21 protein-coding genes are annotated in these 15932 nt (G+C 36.4%); 15 read left to right on the top strand and 6 right to left on the bottom strand.

Annotated features, from left to right (window positions below):
- Window position 1: 1 nt before the first annotated feature.
- The 13 genes from QZL88_RS02025 (at window position 2) to QZL88_RS02085 (ending at window position 5590) form a co-directional block, all read left to right on the top strand.
- A complete protein-coding gene (locus QZL88_RS02025; protein ID WP_296938337.1) occupies window positions 2–280 on the top strand; it encodes a hypothetical protein in 279 nt (92 codons plus the stop codon).
- A gap of 155 nt (window positions 281–435) precedes the next feature.
- The gene (locus tag QZL88_RS02030) at window positions 436–807 is read left to right on the top strand and encodes a hypothetical protein (RefSeq protein WP_296938338.1); all 372 of its coding nucleotides are present in this window, start codon (window positions 436–438) and stop codon (window positions 805–807) included.
- Window positions 808–810: 3 nt separating this feature from the next.
- Window positions 811–1506 carry a hypothetical protein gene (locus tag QZL88_RS02035; RefSeq protein WP_296938339.1) on the top strand — a complete coding sequence of 232 codons (696 nt, stop codon included), beginning with the start codon at window positions 811–813 and terminating at the stop codon, window positions 1504–1506.
- A 49-nt stretch (window positions 1507–1555) separates the two neighbouring features.
- The gene (locus QZL88_RS02040; RefSeq protein WP_296938340.1) at window positions 1556–1855 is read left to right on the top strand and encodes a hypothetical protein; all 300 of its coding nucleotides are present in this window, start codon (window positions 1556–1558) and stop codon (window positions 1853–1855) included.
- Window positions 1852–2262: a YopX family protein gene (locus QZL88_RS02045; protein ID WP_296938341.1), complete on the top strand. Its 411-nt coding sequence runs from the start codon at window positions 1852–1854 to the stop codon at window positions 2260–2262. Before QZL88_RS02040 ends, QZL88_RS02045 begins: the two co-directional genes overlap by 4 nt.
- Window positions 2263–2273: 11 nt before the next feature.
- A complete protein-coding gene (locus QZL88_RS02050; protein WP_296938342.1) occupies window positions 2274–2528 on the top strand; it encodes a hypothetical protein in 255 nt (84 codons plus the stop codon).
- A gap of 1 nt (window position 2529) precedes the next feature.
- Window positions 2530–2790: a hypothetical protein gene (locus QZL88_RS02055; RefSeq protein ID WP_296938343.1), complete on the top strand. Its 261-nt coding sequence runs from the start codon at window positions 2530–2532 to the stop codon at window positions 2788–2790.
- Window positions 2791–2796: 6 nt separating this feature from the next.
- Window positions 2797–3207, top strand: a complete 411-nt coding sequence (locus QZL88_RS02060; RefSeq protein WP_296938344.1) for a hypothetical protein — start codon at window positions 2797–2799, stop codon at window positions 3205–3207.
- 346 nt (window positions 3208–3553) lie between these two features.
- A complete protein-coding gene (locus tag QZL88_RS02065; RefSeq protein ID WP_296938346.1) occupies window positions 3554–4015 on the top strand; it encodes a hypothetical protein in 462 nt (153 codons plus the stop codon).
- Window positions 4016–4026: 11 nt separating this feature from the next.
- Window positions 4027–4467 carry a hypothetical protein gene (locus QZL88_RS02070; RefSeq protein WP_296938347.1) on the top strand — a complete coding sequence of 147 codons (441 nt, stop codon included), beginning with the start codon at window positions 4027–4029 and terminating at the stop codon, window positions 4465–4467.
- A complete protein-coding gene (locus QZL88_RS02075; protein ID WP_296938348.1) occupies window positions 4464–4742 on the top strand; it encodes a hypothetical protein in 279 nt (92 codons plus the stop codon). The genes QZL88_RS02070 and QZL88_RS02075 overlap by 4 nt, the downstream gene beginning before the upstream one ends.
- Window positions 4743–4973: 231 nt before the next feature.
- On the top strand, window positions 4974–5375 hold the full coding sequence (locus QZL88_RS02080) for a hypothetical protein (RefSeq protein ID WP_296938349.1): 402 nt from the start codon (window positions 4974–4976) through the stop codon (window positions 5373–5375).
- Window positions 5376–5440: 65 nt separating this feature from the next.
- Window positions 5441–5590 (top strand): hypothetical protein, encoded by a 150-nt coding sequence (locus QZL88_RS02085; RefSeq protein WP_296938350.1) that lies wholly within the window; start codon window positions 5441–5443, stop codon window positions 5588–5590.
- Here the strand turns inward: QZL88_RS02085 and QZL88_RS02090 are convergent.
- From QZL88_RS02090 to QZL88_RS02105, 4 genes are read right to left on the bottom strand one after another with little or no spacing between them, the layout of a single operon-like run.
- On the bottom strand, window positions 5587–5997 hold the full coding sequence (locus QZL88_RS02090; protein ID WP_296938351.1) for a hypothetical protein: 411 nt from the start codon (window positions 5995–5997) through the stop codon (window positions 5587–5589). The two genes, QZL88_RS02085 and QZL88_RS02090, sit on opposite strands and share 4 nt — an antisense overlap.
- Window positions 5994–6503, bottom strand: coding sequence for a glucosaminidase domain-containing protein (locus QZL88_RS02095; protein ID WP_296938352.1), 510 nt, complete (start codon window positions 6501–6503; stop codon window positions 5994–5996). The genes QZL88_RS02090 and QZL88_RS02095 overlap by 4 nt, the downstream gene beginning before the upstream one ends.
- Entirely contained in the window at window positions 6490–6930 is a 441-nt protein-coding gene (locus tag QZL88_RS02100) for a phage holin family protein (protein ID WP_296938353.1), read from the bottom strand. Before QZL88_RS02100 ends, QZL88_RS02095 begins: the two co-directional genes overlap by 14 nt.
- Window positions 6931–6945: 15 nt before the next feature.
- Complete coding sequence (locus QZL88_RS02105) at window positions 6946–7218, bottom strand: hypothetical protein (protein WP_296938354.1); 273 nt, start codon at window positions 7216–7218, stop codon at window positions 6946–6948.
- 188 nt (window positions 7219–7406) lie between these two features.
- On the opposite strand from QZL88_RS02105, the gene QZL88_RS02110 reads away from it, so the two are divergent.
- Together QZL88_RS02110 and QZL88_RS02115 are read left to right on the top strand one after the other, a co-directional pair.
- A complete protein-coding gene (locus tag QZL88_RS02110; RefSeq protein WP_296938355.1) occupies window positions 7407–7769 on the top strand; it encodes a hypothetical protein in 363 nt (120 codons plus the stop codon).
- Between the two features lie 238 nt (window positions 7770–8007).
- Complete coding sequence (locus QZL88_RS02115) at window positions 8008–8358, top strand: hypothetical protein (protein ID WP_296938356.1); 351 nt, start codon at window positions 8008–8010, stop codon at window positions 8356–8358.
- Between the two features lie 20 nt (window positions 8359–8378).
- Here QZL88_RS02115 and QZL88_RS02120 read toward each other — a convergent pair whose 3' ends face one another.
- A complete protein-coding gene (locus QZL88_RS02120) occupies window positions 8379–15473 on the bottom strand; it encodes a hypothetical protein (protein WP_296938357.1) in 7095 nt (2364 codons plus the stop codon).
- Window positions 15470–15928, bottom strand: a complete 459-nt coding sequence (locus QZL88_RS02125; RefSeq protein ID WP_296938358.1) for a hypothetical protein — start codon at window positions 15926–15928, stop codon at window positions 15470–15472. The genes QZL88_RS02120 and QZL88_RS02125 overlap by 4 nt, the downstream gene beginning before the upstream one ends.
- Window positions 15929–15932: the final 4 nt, after the last annotated feature.

The raw sequence follows: 15932 nt of genomic DNA on the forward strand, positions 1-15932 counted from the left end.
TATGGAATTTAAAGAATTAAAGACAATAGAAGATTTTAGATTAGTTCAAAAAAATGATTGGGTTGCATGTGAATTTAATGAAGCCATGAGATATGATTATCCTGAAGGCCCATATAGATTGAAAGTATTCAGGGTGTATCAAAATCTTATAAATAGCAATGAACTGGTTCTACAAAAGAAAAATAATATGTATGTCAATTATGGAATGTTTGTAGAAGGCAAAAGTTATCTTAAAAAAGCAGTTTTGATTTCACTCGGAAAGGAGGCATCCAATGTGTAACGAAGATATCATTATGAGCCATGTTAGGAATAACCTAAAATCGATACAGAGCCTTGTCGAAATAGAAAATTTAGAAGTGTTCACTACACAGGAAGTTCATTTTATGATATCAGAATATTGTAAGATGAATGATGATCTATTAAAAAGCATCAGCCATGAGTAACCTAGTAACGTTCGAGCAAGCGAAGAAGCTTAAAGAGTTGGGGTTTAATGTACCAATAAGAGAGTATTACGAATCAAGCGGGTATTTAATAACTCAGAATGAAAGCAGATTTGCTTTACAAATAAAACGAAATTCCGAATTACCAACTGAATATTCCGCCCCTACCGTATCCTATGCTCTTGATTGGATAAGAGAGAAGAAAGAAATCTATTGCGGAGTATATCCATTCATGTGTGGCTACAATGGCATGGCTATCGTTCAAGATAAATACAATCCATGTACTATCGAAGTTGAGCCTCTAAGCTCTCACACTCTCGCATCCTCCGCATTGCTTACAGAAATTCTAAACCACCTAACAAAATAAAGTATGACCCAAATATTTGATGTACCCATAGGCAGAATAAGAAGAAAAAAGGGGTATCTGAAAAACAAAACATTAGTAGGTGTTCGTTTCGGACGACTTGTTGTATTATCGAAATATAAGGATAGTAAGTATTCAGGAAGCATAAGATGGACGTGTCAATGTGATTGTGGAAAAGAAATACAAATAAATACCGGCAACCTTATTTATAATAAAACAAAATCATGCGGATGCTTAGTTCTTGATTTCGCTGAAAACCTTAATAAATCGCATGGTAAATCAAAAACATCAATATTCAATATATGGGTGTCAATGAGGGCTCGCTGCTACAATACAAATGGCAGATATTATTCGGATTACGGTGGTAGAGGTATAAATGTTTGTGATAGGTGGCTTGAATCTTTTGAAAACTTCTATGAGGATATGGGAGATAGGCCAAGCTCAAAACACTCTCTTGACAGGATAGATGTTAACGGAAATTACGAACCGGCAAACTGTCGGTGGGCTACAAAATTAGAGCAGGCGAATAATACCCGAAATACTGTATTCTTAACCCACAATGGAATTACTAAACCTATCTCGGATTGGGCTAGAAGTCTAGGGTTAAACAAACAAACCATAAGAAGCCGAATAAAGCAAGGAGAAACAGATATGGATAAAATATTATCCACTAGATTAAGAAAAAATCAATTCGATTTCTAACCGCCGTACTTAACTATTTAATAGAGAAAGAAACTAAAATCTAACCCTTATGTCAAAAGAAGAAAAAGCAAAAGAATATGCAGAGGATATCAATCTTGGGCTAACAGGAATTAAGAAAGATATTGCCGTCACTAAATCGTTTGAAGATTATTTAGCAGGCTACACCGCAGCCGAGCAATACCTTTCCTCTCAATTAACAGCATACAAAGAGGCGTTGAGAGAGTTGGTAGAGGAATGTGAGTTTATGGTTATTCCTGATATAAGATCAATGAATCATTTATATAAAGAAGAAATAGATATAGATAAATTACAAGATTTATTAACCAAAGCCAAAACCTTAATAGAATGAGAAAGATAATATTTAGAGGAAAAATAAGATACGGCTCAGAATGGATTGAGGGGGTGCTGCTTACAGATAATAAAACTGTATACGATATACTTTACCCCGAAGTCCAAATTGATGGGAAGTTGAAATTCCGACATTTCGAAGTCATTCCCGAAACAGTAGGACAGTTCACAGGCTTAACCGATAAGAACGGGAAGGAGATATTCGAGGGGGATATAATACAAGATAATAACGGAATTGGCGTGATAATGTGGTTTCAAACAGCATGGGGTATTGCTTCATACGCTTATGGGTACAATGGATTGAAAAGCTATACAGCAGTAGATTCATTTTATAGTAAAGAGACTAAAGAATGGACTGTCATCGGCAATATCCACGACAACCACTCATTACTAACTAATAAAGAATAGAAGATATGAAAATGACACTACTAAACCCAGAACAATATACAGGATATGCAAAACATCCAACTCAGGATAAAACACTAAGAAAAGTGGTAAATTCAAGTATCAGGAAATGCGAACACATGTCACAGTGGTACGAGATAAGAATTGAATTTGAAGGAGGTAAGATATTTTATAGTTCATCGGGATCTATTAAAGGGTGCAAACAGATCTTTGCATTTCAATGTAAAGCTGGTTCAAAATGGAGTATCAACGAACTAAACAAGGAATAAGATGAAAGAATTAAGTATTAAAGAAATAGTAATAAAACTTGTAGGTAGTATAGATCCTATTGGAGAAACTATCACGGATACTGCCAGACTTGAAGCTCTTAAAGACTTATGCGATCTAGTCAATGATTTAGTCGCTGAGATTAACAGCGTAGTAATATGCAACAGACACTCTTATGAATCATCAAGAAAGATAGCTGCTGATTATGCTTATAAATTCTTAACTGATAATTTGCATGACATTGTTAATGACCTTAAAAGATAAATAGTTATGAGTTTCCAATATTCAGCGATAGGCGACAATACAATTGAAAACAGAGAGCATCTGGAGAAGTTGGGGTATACCATATCAATGGTTACAATGGATAAGGCTATTTATCTCAAGACTCAAGCAAACCGTAAATATTATGAGACAAACAATGACGATTGGAGCAAAGTAATTACCAATTGCATCGGAAATACCCTCTTATTCCAAGCGGTAACAGCTATTAGAGACGATAGCGATATGTATCAGTGGTTCGTGAGCGATGAAGATATATTCACTAAAGATGGAGATGATATTGTTGTATCTAAAGGAGACTTCATATTATCAAAAGAAGTTTATTTTATAGACAAGTATCATGACTATCCACGTGAGGCGCATAAAGCCACCCTGGCCGAACTTCAAGAACATTTTAAATAATTAAAGCAAAAGAGATATGAAATTTACTCGTGAAAGATGGCCGTCTTTTAACTCTTATTCTTTTCGGATATTGAGTTATGAATTTAAGCTTTTTGCAAATAAGCCTGATGGAGCCAGCTTGTGTACATTTGATAATGTCATTAAACGTAAATATGAGTTTTACATATTAAAGTGGAAAAGAAATTCCCCACACCAATAACAGATAAACGTCTATAATAGGCGAGATGGGTGATTGCGCTACCAAACCCCTCTCTACAATATATGATATATGTCTCACAGTTGCACAAATATAACATCATAGAAACATATATTGTTGATTTAATTACACTTAATTAACAGGAAACAGATGAAAGAAAAAAAAATCAAAACATACGTCATTACCCTTTCCAAAACATTTATGAAAGGTCACCCGAAAGAAGGGCAGCCCACAAACTTTAGAGAGAAGTTTTTAAACGGAGAGAAGATACATACCATTCGTGGAAATTATGAGCTTTGGGCAAAACGGATTAAAGAAGTTCAAGAGGGTAAAGCAATCCTCTCTGTACGTGATTGGAGTGAAAAAGCATACAGAAGCCCACAGGTGATAATAAAAGACCTTACAGCCAATGATAAGATAGGTTGTCAAAAACTAACCTTTGAAAATGGGAAGTTCGAGGCTCAATTTGTAGATGGTAATTATTCCTATACGGTACTTGAAACTCCCGCCAAAAATGACGGGTTGTCTTTCGATGATTTTAAAGCGTGGTTCAAAGCATATCCGTTAACTAAGCCAATGGCTATAATTCAATTTACAGGATTTAGATATTAAACTCAAATAACATGGAAGAAATAAAAGCAGGGGATATAATGCTCAACAATTGGGTACTCCACAATGGAGAGTTAAGACAAATTAGCGGTTGGCATGGTGAGTTCGTTTCATTATTTTGTAAAGGATGCGATAAGGCTCAATTTGAAACGCTCACAAAGAATATAAAGCCCATCCCCCTAACAGAAGATATACTGTTGAAGGCAGGAGGATATAAATTACCTCACATGACAGTTACCGACTCAGTATTGTTTGATATAGGTAGAGATAGAATTTTAAGCATCGGGTGTATAGAAGATTGTAATCAGATGGCATGGTTGCAACACATTGAGGGCAAGAAAGTCACTGATCTAGTATGCATACACAACTACGATTATGATGGATGGTTATACCTACATACTCTCCAGAACCTATTCAAATCACTAACAGGAAACGATTTAAAGATAGAGGTATGAAAGATAGCGAAACAAAGAAATTGCTAAATAATGCAATTAAGGCAAGAACCAAATACGAATCCTGTGTTGGTAAAATTTCAGCCTATGCGAAAATATATATCGAATTTCCGTATGACGATACTGTATCTTGTGAATATCAACCCTCAGATGGTTATGTAATAGTATTAGATGCCGGAAGTCTCAATCCCTATAATATGCCTCTTGAAAGCTTTTTTAGTATAGCCAAAGAAAATGGCATTGTTACAATTGATGATTTTGATAAATATAGCATTTAAATAGATTAACCAATGAAATATATATTATATCCTTTTGCCATGATTGGCATGTTAATGTTCGTTGTGCTTATTTATGCACCGGTAAGGTTTATCTGGAATTTAATATGGCATTTCAAAGTATTATCATTTAGGCAAGTATTTACATTAAATGATGGGATACAAGAAGAATACCTATTCGATTGTAGTTTCAAAGAATTTGTGAAACAAGTATTTATTTATAAAAGCTAGCCCATGACAGACATTAATAAACTTATAGAGAAAGAAGCGGAACGACACATAAGCCAGTTTAATACTTTCGAGTACAAAGAATATGACGATTTAATATCGTGGGGTTATGAAGGCACAAGAGTCTCTAACGATGCAAATCAATTAAGAGATAGAGCTTTTAGGAATGGATGTAAGGAAGGCGCATCCTTCATCCTCTCCCTATTCAAGTGGAGAAAGGTAGAAGAGGAACTGCCTCCTAGTTATGAAAATGTTATATTTAAAGTAAATGTATTTGCAAAAACATATCAATCCGAAATGGCATCAATAGGATCTATATCCGTTACTGGAGATTATAATCTACAAATTGATCTACAAAAACCAGATATTATTGAATATGAAGTCACCGAATGGAAGCCGATAGAGTAACCTTGAGGTAAATAAAAAAACAACAAAAAACGGTTGATATTTAAAAATAGTAAAACAAACAAATAATGAGATTATTTACAACACCAAAAGAGGTTGCATCCTTCATGCAGAACGCGGAGGGAGAGGTAACTATAAAAGGAAATGATGTCTATTTTAATAAGGAGAAGATTGGCGAGTTTCATTTTCCTAAAGTAAACAAAAAAGGAGGCTCTTAAATGAACCTCCTTATAATGTATATAGCTAATATTATCAACAAACACGAAGCTACACCAATTGAAACTCCGCCAAAATCCATTTTTACTTTTTCCCACTTTGACAGTTGTTTCTCAACAGGATAAGGCACTGAAATGGAGTCAGTACTAAAAACGGAGTCTCGGACTATTTTAATCTTATCCAAGTGTTTATATTTCTCTTTTATCATGAATACCGTGTCGCCTTTCATATATCTATTATAGAAAATAGAATCATACTTAATAACCGAATCTATTTTTAGCCTATCCATATATTCTATCTTAACAGTTTCTACGGGAACATACTGAATAGACCGACATCCGAACATAAACCATGCAGCGATGCAAAGTAATACGATTAGTATTACATGTCTTGTTATTGACTTTTTCATTTTGGTTCGTACTTAAGCACGGTATTTATTATCTGTTTTAATATGGTAGAATAGTTCGAGGCAGTAGCATACCCAGCTTTATGAATTTCTTCAACAAACTTAAATGGATCACGCTTCACTTCTAAGGCTTTTTTGTATCTGGAATTTCTATAGAAGAAGTCGGCGTAATCCGCGAATGCCTTTTCAGGTGATTCGTATTTCATAAACCAATCATCTACATCGTACAAGTAGTTACCGTTAGGTAGCAAATTAACACTATATACTTTCGTAAAAAGATACTTCAAATTGGGACTTCCTAGTTCCTCTTTAGTCCGTAACAATTGTTTTTTTTCTTTTGGTGTATCTTTTGTTGCCTTAATGCCAGCAAAATTATTGCCTTTTATCGACCTTCCCCAGCCTGTTTCAAGAGCATACTGAGCGATTATTGCAGCCCAATGTATTCCTTTTGAGTCCTCTACCTTTTTTGCATAAGGATAGTTTATTGCTACAAATTCACTTGGTTTCATTATCTTTTTCTTTTCGTGTTAAGTATTCATGTACTGCTTTCGCTATATCATCCTTACTTGCAAGTATTGCAGTTACGTCTTTTGCTCCATTCATTAATCGTCTGCGTTCTTTATCTGAAGCTCTCTCGAAAACAGATTTTCCTTCTATGGCAAGAACGAAAATACAGAACAGAATAGATACGTATGGAACGGATACAAATTCTAATCCGAAGGCTGCAATATCCATCATAGAACCGAAAGCCATTAAGGAATAATATAATATAATCTTATTAGCACTTCTTTTGAGCCCATCTGATGTTATAAGATAGTTCAATGACTTAGCTTTGTATAATCCCATGATAAGGTCTATGAATACCGCGATCAGTTCAAAAATCCATAACGCCAATACAAGGTCTGCTTTGGGAAGATTTGTTAATATAAAGTCCATTATTGAGTATGTATTTTATTCAACTCCCTTTTCCACCTCCTTTACGATTTCGGCGAACTGTGAAATGTGTGTCAGGTAGTCCTCAGTATCACGGATAAAAGCATTTACCTGACCATTTTCTTTCCGGATATTCCCGACCTCGTTAACAACTCCATCTATTTCCTTCCTTATAGAGCAAGATATAAGAGTTGAACTATCATTAATTATATTGTTTATAACATAATACTCGTAATCCCCATCTTTTAAGGTTGATTCGTTTGTCACAGTAGTACTTTTAAGTTGTAGCATTGTTTATTGGTGTTTGTTGTAAATAAAAAAATCCGATACGAAGTGAATCATATCGGACTGGCATGTGTCTCTTTATACTATTATAAATATAGTGAATTTATGCGTGTTGTGCAATTGGATATATCTACATTGTAGTACTGTTTTTCTATTTAGTTTTATTAGTTTTGTGAAAAGTTAAAATAATAAATATGAATAATATTTCTACTCAGGAAAAGGATGCAGTTTTATTTGAGATAGTTCGGGTTCATCCCAATAATTGTTTTATTGATGATGACAATAAAAACTATATAGCTAAAAAATTTTTATTACCTGATAGACATATAACTGTTGAATGTGAGTATGATCAGGACAACTTAATTGCATATAAAGCAACAGTTCAGGGTATTAATTTCATTTCAAAAGGCGGGTATGTAAAGGTAGAAAAAGACAGTAAGCCTTTATCTTTTTTTGAAAAAATAAAAAAGAATGCGAATAAAATAGCAATCGAGGTAATTATTGCTGTTGTTGTTGGCTTGATACTGTATTATATCTTCGGAATCAAAAGCTCCTAGTTTTTTTAATTCCTGTATTAATTTATAAATCTGGAATGTGTGGTACACAACTCGAATAATTGCTATTATAAGAACAGCATAAAGAAGTATTATTATAAATGAGTACATATCTTATATGTTTTATACATTCAATATACCACATTACACCAATTCAGGCAAGTGGCAAAATATAAAAAAACACTTCCTATATATATTATCATAAATATTACTAAATTTGCTAAATATAAAAAATACAATTATGAAAAAACTATTATTAATAATGCTATGTATGCCTCTGTTTTTGGCATGTGATAATGATGATGTTACTATCCCTATACTTAATAATACCAGATGGGAAAATATGGAAAATGGCGTCCATTTTTCACTTGAATTTCATGAGTCAGAAAGTATATTAATTGTATTTGATGTTGATAATGCAAAATATACTTCAACCCAATATAGCTATACATATGAATACCCAAATATCACGATGAATACCCAAATTCCCAATGGAGATATAATTATATCTGTTTTGAGTTCCGATAACAAGACAATGACCTTGAAAAGCCTATCTACATCCAAAATAATAGCTATATTGGCCCAAAGATAAGTAAAGTGAAGCATCAATATTCAAGACGGCCATGCGACACTATCAGCTATAGTTCCATTTCGGTTGTATATTATACGTCTTACACCGCTTGGCGTCAAAGCTAATTCAGTTGATAACCACTTGACATTCCCTTCCCTCTCATACATTCTTAAAGACATATTGGATTGCCACATAGTCCAAGAGTCCGAAGGTCTTGAATCCGTATTATAGGAAATAACACCCATCACATCATTTTCGCTGGTGTAAAGACGAATCGACCGATTGGCTGCATTTATAACAATTTTATTACCATTAGCATCTATACTCGTCACAACTCCTTCTATTGATGCTCCTTTTGCTGACATCTTGCCATCTGTGCCAACCAAAAAGTTACCGCTCCCCACATTCAACGCCTGTGTTTGTATGGCATTGGCTATCAACAAACTGTCTACCTTAAACTGATCGCCAAAAGCAGTAATACCATCCGCATTAATGGTTATTCCAGATTTTACTTCATCAAGTGTTGTTTTGCTGTCGGCTATTGCTTTGGCTTTAGCCGAAATAGCATTAAGCAATGTTTGTCTTGCATTATAATAATTGTTCCAGTTTGCTCGATATGTAGTACCAACGATAGTAGTATCAGTTCCAATGTTGGCATCAGACAGCCAAGACGGTATTCCGCTACTCCATGTAGTGCCATTATTTAAATACGTAGCCAGATTTTGAAAAGCTGAATTATAGGCGGTATTCTCTGTTGTGATACTATATGTTGTAGCCTGATCGTTCAAACCTGCCTTTTCTGCCGAAATATCATTCCAACGGGAACGCTCTCCTGATTTCTCAGAGGCAGATAATATATTATCGGATGCTATATTGGCTATAGCTGTATTGGCGGCAGATGCAGATGTGGCCGCATTATCTGCTGCGGTCTGTGCTGCGGCTGCATCGTTTATAGCCGTATTTGCTGTACCCTGAGCTGTATCCGCAATAGTTTTAGCTTTTGTGGATATTGCATTTAATAAATCAGTACGTGAATCATAATAGGCTTTAAATGTGCTTCTAAAGGTAGTACCTACTATATCCGATGTAGTATTCAGGTTGCTAAGCAGTGGCGTAATATAACTGCTCAATGCATTATATGCCGTGGTATAAGCCGTGGTTGATACAGAGAAACTGTTTGCCTGAGTTATATTCTTTGAATACTCGCTTACAATAGCATCCCATTCTTTCTTTGTATTTTGTTTTTCGGCAGGATCGAATTTGTTATCATTAGCTATATCAGCCAACAAACTATTAGCGGTATTTGCGGCGGTCTGGGCGTTTGTAGCGGCAGTGGCGGCGTTAGTGGCGGCGTTTTGTGCCGCTAAAATACCACTCTGAGTATCATCTGAAGCTGGTGAATACTTTGTAGGGCTACTACTGTTCTCAATTTTTATATTCTTAAATGTTGTAGAAGATGTTGTCCCATTACTTCTTAATCCAAGTCTGAAATATCCATTATTAAGCATTATATGAGTGCCTGAGAGTCGCTTAAATACTCCAGAACCTGTAGGTTCTGTATTCTCATTACTCCACTCTGTATATACACGCACATTGCTCAAATTCATCTCTTGAATTAATAGAACCTGATTTATTGTATCCGAATCTTCAAAACTAACATCACAACCAAAAGACACAACATCCCCCGCATTAAATGGAATATCTGCTATATTGTTATTGTTATTACTAATAGGTACTACTCGTGAAGCCGCCGAATTTAAGACTAGATTACTATTATCATATCTTACAGCAGAAACCGCCAGTTGTATTTGTGTCGGAGTCTGATCTATTAATGACCTGAGCGTTTCTCCCGTACCGAGGCTATCAATACCTGTTTTAGTTACAAGTGATGTTATGGAGTCATTAGTTTGTGTTACATATGATCCCGATATGTTCACATTAATCTGAACCCAAGTTGTGCCATTCCATCTATATTCTAACCGACATACATTTTTTGTAGAATCGGCATTTACGTTACCATTTATATCGGTAAGAGTTGTTTTCTGCCATATATCCCCTATCGTAAATCCTCCGCTTGGAGCTGTAGGTTGCGCATCTTGATAGTGTGTTCGGTTCTTGCTGTTAGCAGATATCTGGGCGTTGCCTGCTGCTGTGTTAGCAGCATCGATATTAGCTTGTACATCTTCGGGTGCGGGTGACCAGTCTGTTGGTATATTTCCATTCTCAAGTTTAAATTCCCAGAAATTATGATTTACACTTCCTTTGTTGGAATCAATGCGAATCCAGTAATTGCCATCTACCGGGACGGTGAACGTGATAAAGTTTTTATCTGATGTTCCCCAGTATTGACCCGCAACTACCTGTTTGTCCTTCATTATCCACATTTGAACAGTATCCGTCCCTTGAACGCTACCCCATATACCGTCAGATTTTGCGCTAAGGGTGTATGTTTCACCTGCGCTTAGTATTGCACTCAAAGTTGTCCAAGCGGTTACCTCACTTGTTTCAGAACCAGAACCACCTACAGATTGTATCGCTTTGGAATTAAATAGAATGTTTCTTCCACCTATATTAATATTATCGACTTTAGTGACGACAGATGATATCTGCCCTGCCTGCTGTGTAATGCTGCTTTCTGTATCGCTTACTCTTTGCCCCAATACATTGAAATCAGTCTGGCTTACCTTTGCCGAAATCTGTGTATTCAACACTTGCATCTGAGCGTTATACTCTGAATAGGCTACTTTATTCAATAGTCCTGCATTGGCAGTGTCTGCACTAGATTGTGCTGCATCCGCAAGTTGCTTCGCTTTTTTAGCTATGGCATTTAACAATGCCGTCCTTGCATCATAGTAGGCTTTCCAATTCGCACGGAATGTACTTCCGTTTATAGTTGTAGTAACTGATAAATTGGCGTCTGCAATCCAAGACGGTACTCCGGTACTCCATGCCGTTCCATTATTCAGGTAATTTGCTAATGCTTGGAATGCACTGTTATACGCTGTTTTTTCGGTAGTTATTCCAAATGTGTCTGCTTGTGTATTATTTACTGATAATTCGGTAGCAATAACATTCCATTCCTGTCGGGCTTGGCTTTTTTCATTCGGAGTAAATTTATTATCGCTAGAGATATCCGATATTAGTGAGTTTGCTGTGGATGCACTGGCAGATGCTAAGTCGGCAGTGGTTTGTGCATTATTAGCGGCAGTTTGTGCCGCATTAGCATTGCTTATTGCTGTATTAGCATCAATTTGGGCTTGATCTGCTAGTGATTTAGCTTTTCCAGAAATAGCATTAAGTAAATCGGTACGCGCATCGTAATATGACTTAAATGTATTTCTGAAAGTTGTACCCATAATATCAGATGTTGTGTTCAGGTCTGATAATAATGGGGTAATATATGTGTTAAGTGCGTTATAAGCAGATTGGTATACCGAAAAAGACACTCCGAATGATGTAGCCTGAGAAACGTTCTTTGTATATTCTGATTTTATCGCATCCCACTCCTTTTGAGTATCCTGTTTTTCGGAGGCGACCAACTTATTATCACTTGCTATATCTGATAGCAAGCTATTGGCAGCTACAGCTTTGTCATCAGCGGTTTTCGCATCCAATTTAGCCTGATCTGCCACTGTTTTTGCAGCATCTGCCGCCTGTTGAGCTAACTGTGCATTATTATTCGCATTATTAGCATCTGTCTGAGCCTGATCAGCAATAGTCTTGGCTTTATCTGTTACCAGTTTTAACAAGACTATCTTAGAGTCATAGTAGTCCTTAAATGTACTCCTGAATGTGGTAGCTACAATTGTGCTGTTAGTAGTCATACTGGACAACAACGGAGTTATATAACTACTTAGAGCGTTGTACTTAGCTGTGTAATCAGACGATGAAACGCTATATGTTGTAGCTTGAGCTACAACGGTAGGATACTCACCCTGTATTATCTGCCATTCCTTTAATACATCCTGCTTCTCAGATGGTATTAATAGATTATCATTAGCAATATCAGCTAACAGGCTATTCGCTGTATTGGCGGAAGTCTGAGCATTACTTGCAGCGGTAGAGGCATTGGTTGCGGCTGTCTGTGCAGCATCGATATTAGCTTGTACATCTTCGGGTGCGGGTGACCAATCTGTAGCTTTATTTCCCTCTTCATATTTAACATTCGCTATATAAAAGTATGAGTCAGTATAAGACCTAATATAAAATGAGTTATAAACTCCGGATCTCCGCACTCCTGAAATTGCATATTTTTGCCACTCTGTAGTAACGTCAAAATCTGTTCCTATTTGAGATAAGCCCTCCTGTGCTACTCTAATACGTGATGCTGTATCTGCCTTTATCCAAACTGTGGCAATAAAATTATTACCAGATGTACGGGCATTTACAGGATATGTATGTATTCCGCCTATTGATGTCCCCGGTGTTTTTAGGACTTTAGCCACATTCCCGAACGTAGTATCTATGTCTAAACTTGATGAAGCTTGATATAGTCCCCAGCTAGATGCGACTCCTGACTTAAAGTTTGAATTTAGTATCAGATTCCGACCTCCTATCTGAATTGAATTTACTTTATTCGTTGCATCAGTTGCAGCGGTGGAGATAGCCGTATTTTTAGCATTATCTATTGCTGTAGTTACATTTGTGCCGGATGACTGAATAACAAAGTCACCTGTAAACTTATTACCAGATGGAGATATAACTGTTACTTCTTTCCCGGTAAGGTTATATGAGTTTATTCCGGCATATTGTTTTATACTCGGTGCATCAGAACCATAAGCAGATAACATGATAGCTGATTGTCTGGATGTATTTGTCCTGTTTCCGAATTGAATAATCTCGTCATTAATGGCAGGGATACCGGAACCGTCTTTGTCTGTCTTGGATATATTAATATAATCTGTTCCTACACTAGTAACCCGTGCCCAGTAATACTTAATATTCGCTCCATTGAACTTCCGGCAAATAACCTGATCATCGACTGCAAATTGATTTGATATTGTTCCGTCAGCTGTATCGAATGTACATTTCCAATACGCACCTCCGTCTGTTACCCCATTGCAATACATACTTGCCAGTGATAAAAGAATCTGACCGCCCACACTTTTTATCTCGGCAATGGTAAGCGTATTGACGATCATTTCACGCCTTACCATCAGGTTGTCAAATTCAGCGTATGATTGACCGTTGGCTGCTAGCCATGCTCTAAATCCTGAACCGAACTGACCCGATGTAAATGTTTCATTGCCGAACTGATCAGAGAACACATTGCCTTTAGAAATAATATCCTCGTTAACTAGTAAATCCTTTACGATGGATACATTTTGCATGAAATTCATATTTCCATTGGCTGTATCATCATATAGCTTACTTAAATAATACCGTGTGCCTATGGATGCAATCAAAGATTTAACTTGATCTATACTTACACCAGTTACATTCTGTTGCAGAGAACTGATAGCGTTCTGCATCTTTTGAATAGTGGTCGATATCCTCTCATTGCTCAGTGATATCTCATACGTAGGTACGGGCTTAGAACTTAGGTCATAGGTTATCTTTAGATTCTGGATTATAACTGATGCATCTATGTCTAAATCGGTGTCTGTAAAATTAAAGATATCACCTTCTTTTATAGCATCTCCTATCTCAGGATGACGAGCCATAAATATTTCATCGATCTTTGGGGTATAGGTGTATTTTGTTTCATCGTTTTGTGACAGGTACTCCCATGCTGCCGACAATAATCGTTGTGATGCTGCTTTTATATACACATCGGGCATAGAAATACCAAGTAGTACAAATTTATCACCTGAGTCTATATGATATTGTGAGTTAGGATATGCCATATCTACGGAGTCATCTGTAAATCTGTTACAAATAACTTTGAACCGGGTATATCCTAGTGATGTATCTTTGGTTATACCATCTTCCAGTACATCAAATGTACGACCGACACACATCCCAGATCTCATGTTTATTTGCATGGTATCGGTTGTCGCATAAACATAATTACCGGAACTGTCTTTCTCAGACAAATCGAACCCTAAATCTTTCAGATATATTGTAAACTGTCCGTCTATTGATTCTGGATTTTCGGGAATTTCCCCATTGTCCGTTGGGTTATTAGCACCTAATACTTCATCTATATTTCCATTGTCGCCGCTAGGTAATGATACGATTATTCCGGCATCAGCAAGCTGCTCTGATGTCATCCCTTCCAGTGATGGATATATTTCCGTATTATCGTCTGACCCGTCAAAATATACATGGCCATATCTTACACCATATTCAGCAATATTGTCGGATTCTAAATACACCCGTTTGGGATCGTTCTGAACTACAGGAAAGTCAGGTAGCATTAGATTGGGAATATAAGCACTCTCACTTATATATGGCTGGTCGCTTTCGTCTTTCAGCTTGTTATAGTACCTGTTTGGCAAGTTACGTGTACTACCGTATGCCCTTAATCGGGTTATAATCTTTGCATCCTGATTGGTGTTTTGCTGTATATCGTACAATCCGTTTCCTTTTCCGTAACCAAATACAGCACCTACAGCATAACCAGATGTGCCAATTGTAATAGTCCTGTTTCGAATTATAAAATTTGCAGCGAACTCTGAGCTTACCAATGCCAATGCTTCCCATACCGATAATCCTGACACTGTTATATTTCTGTCTGGTGTAACCAATTCAGGTAATACAACTACATTCCAAGCCTTATCACCCGTAAACTCCGCATTCAGGTTAGCTTGTATTCTGTCTGCTAAATCTTTTACCGATCCGGCATAAAAAGAAAAGTCAGGTTTGCTTGTGTAATGTATGTTGTTATCAGGAAGAACGATATCAATAAAGTCAACTCTGGTCAGCTCATCAGCGAGTGAGTTAAATTTTATATTATCATATACAAATGCATCCCCATAACTATTGGCACTGGCTTGTTTTTCTTTTGCCGGGATGTAGTTCAGTTCAAACCGTTCACCCCTGAAAATACAATAATCACCTATCTCAAAATTGATTGGAGAAGGAGATGTTATTGTGGCAGAGACAAAACATTCGCCAAGAAACTGACCATTATAAGTAAACTTTTTAATTTCTGCTTTGGTGGTTAAGTCGTCTTTTGAGTATAGTGTTATCATGTAGTTTTAGTTAATATTATATCGGTTACAGGATCATTAACCTTTAGTGTTACCTTGAATAGTATTAGGTCTTTACTTCCTTCTTTTCTGTAAAACATATCAGTATCCATGTCGACATACCTGACATTCGTCCTGCCTATCTTTGTGAATGTGTCGTATAGCTTAAATACGCCTCCGTTTACCAGATAATCTTTGAATGATTTTATCTGTACGTTTGCTGTTTCATATGCACCGATATAGACAAACTCGCAATCTATCTCATATGCCTTGTATGTGGGTGTATCAGGATAAAATTCATCGTCACCCTGAGAGTCTACCCAAGTACGAGATGTAACATTCTGTAGCTCAGATGACAGTTTAAACGGCACACTCTTAACCCATATATTCCATTCTTTAGAATCTCTAACTGGGGCGTTATCGGTAAGTTTTTGAATAAGAAACGGTTTGTATATCATAGCT

Origin of the sequence: uncultured Dysgonomonas sp. (assembly GCF_900079725.1) — a bacterium.
Lineage (GTDB): Bacteria > Bacteroidota > Bacteroidia > Bacteroidales > Dysgonomonadaceae > Dysgonomonas.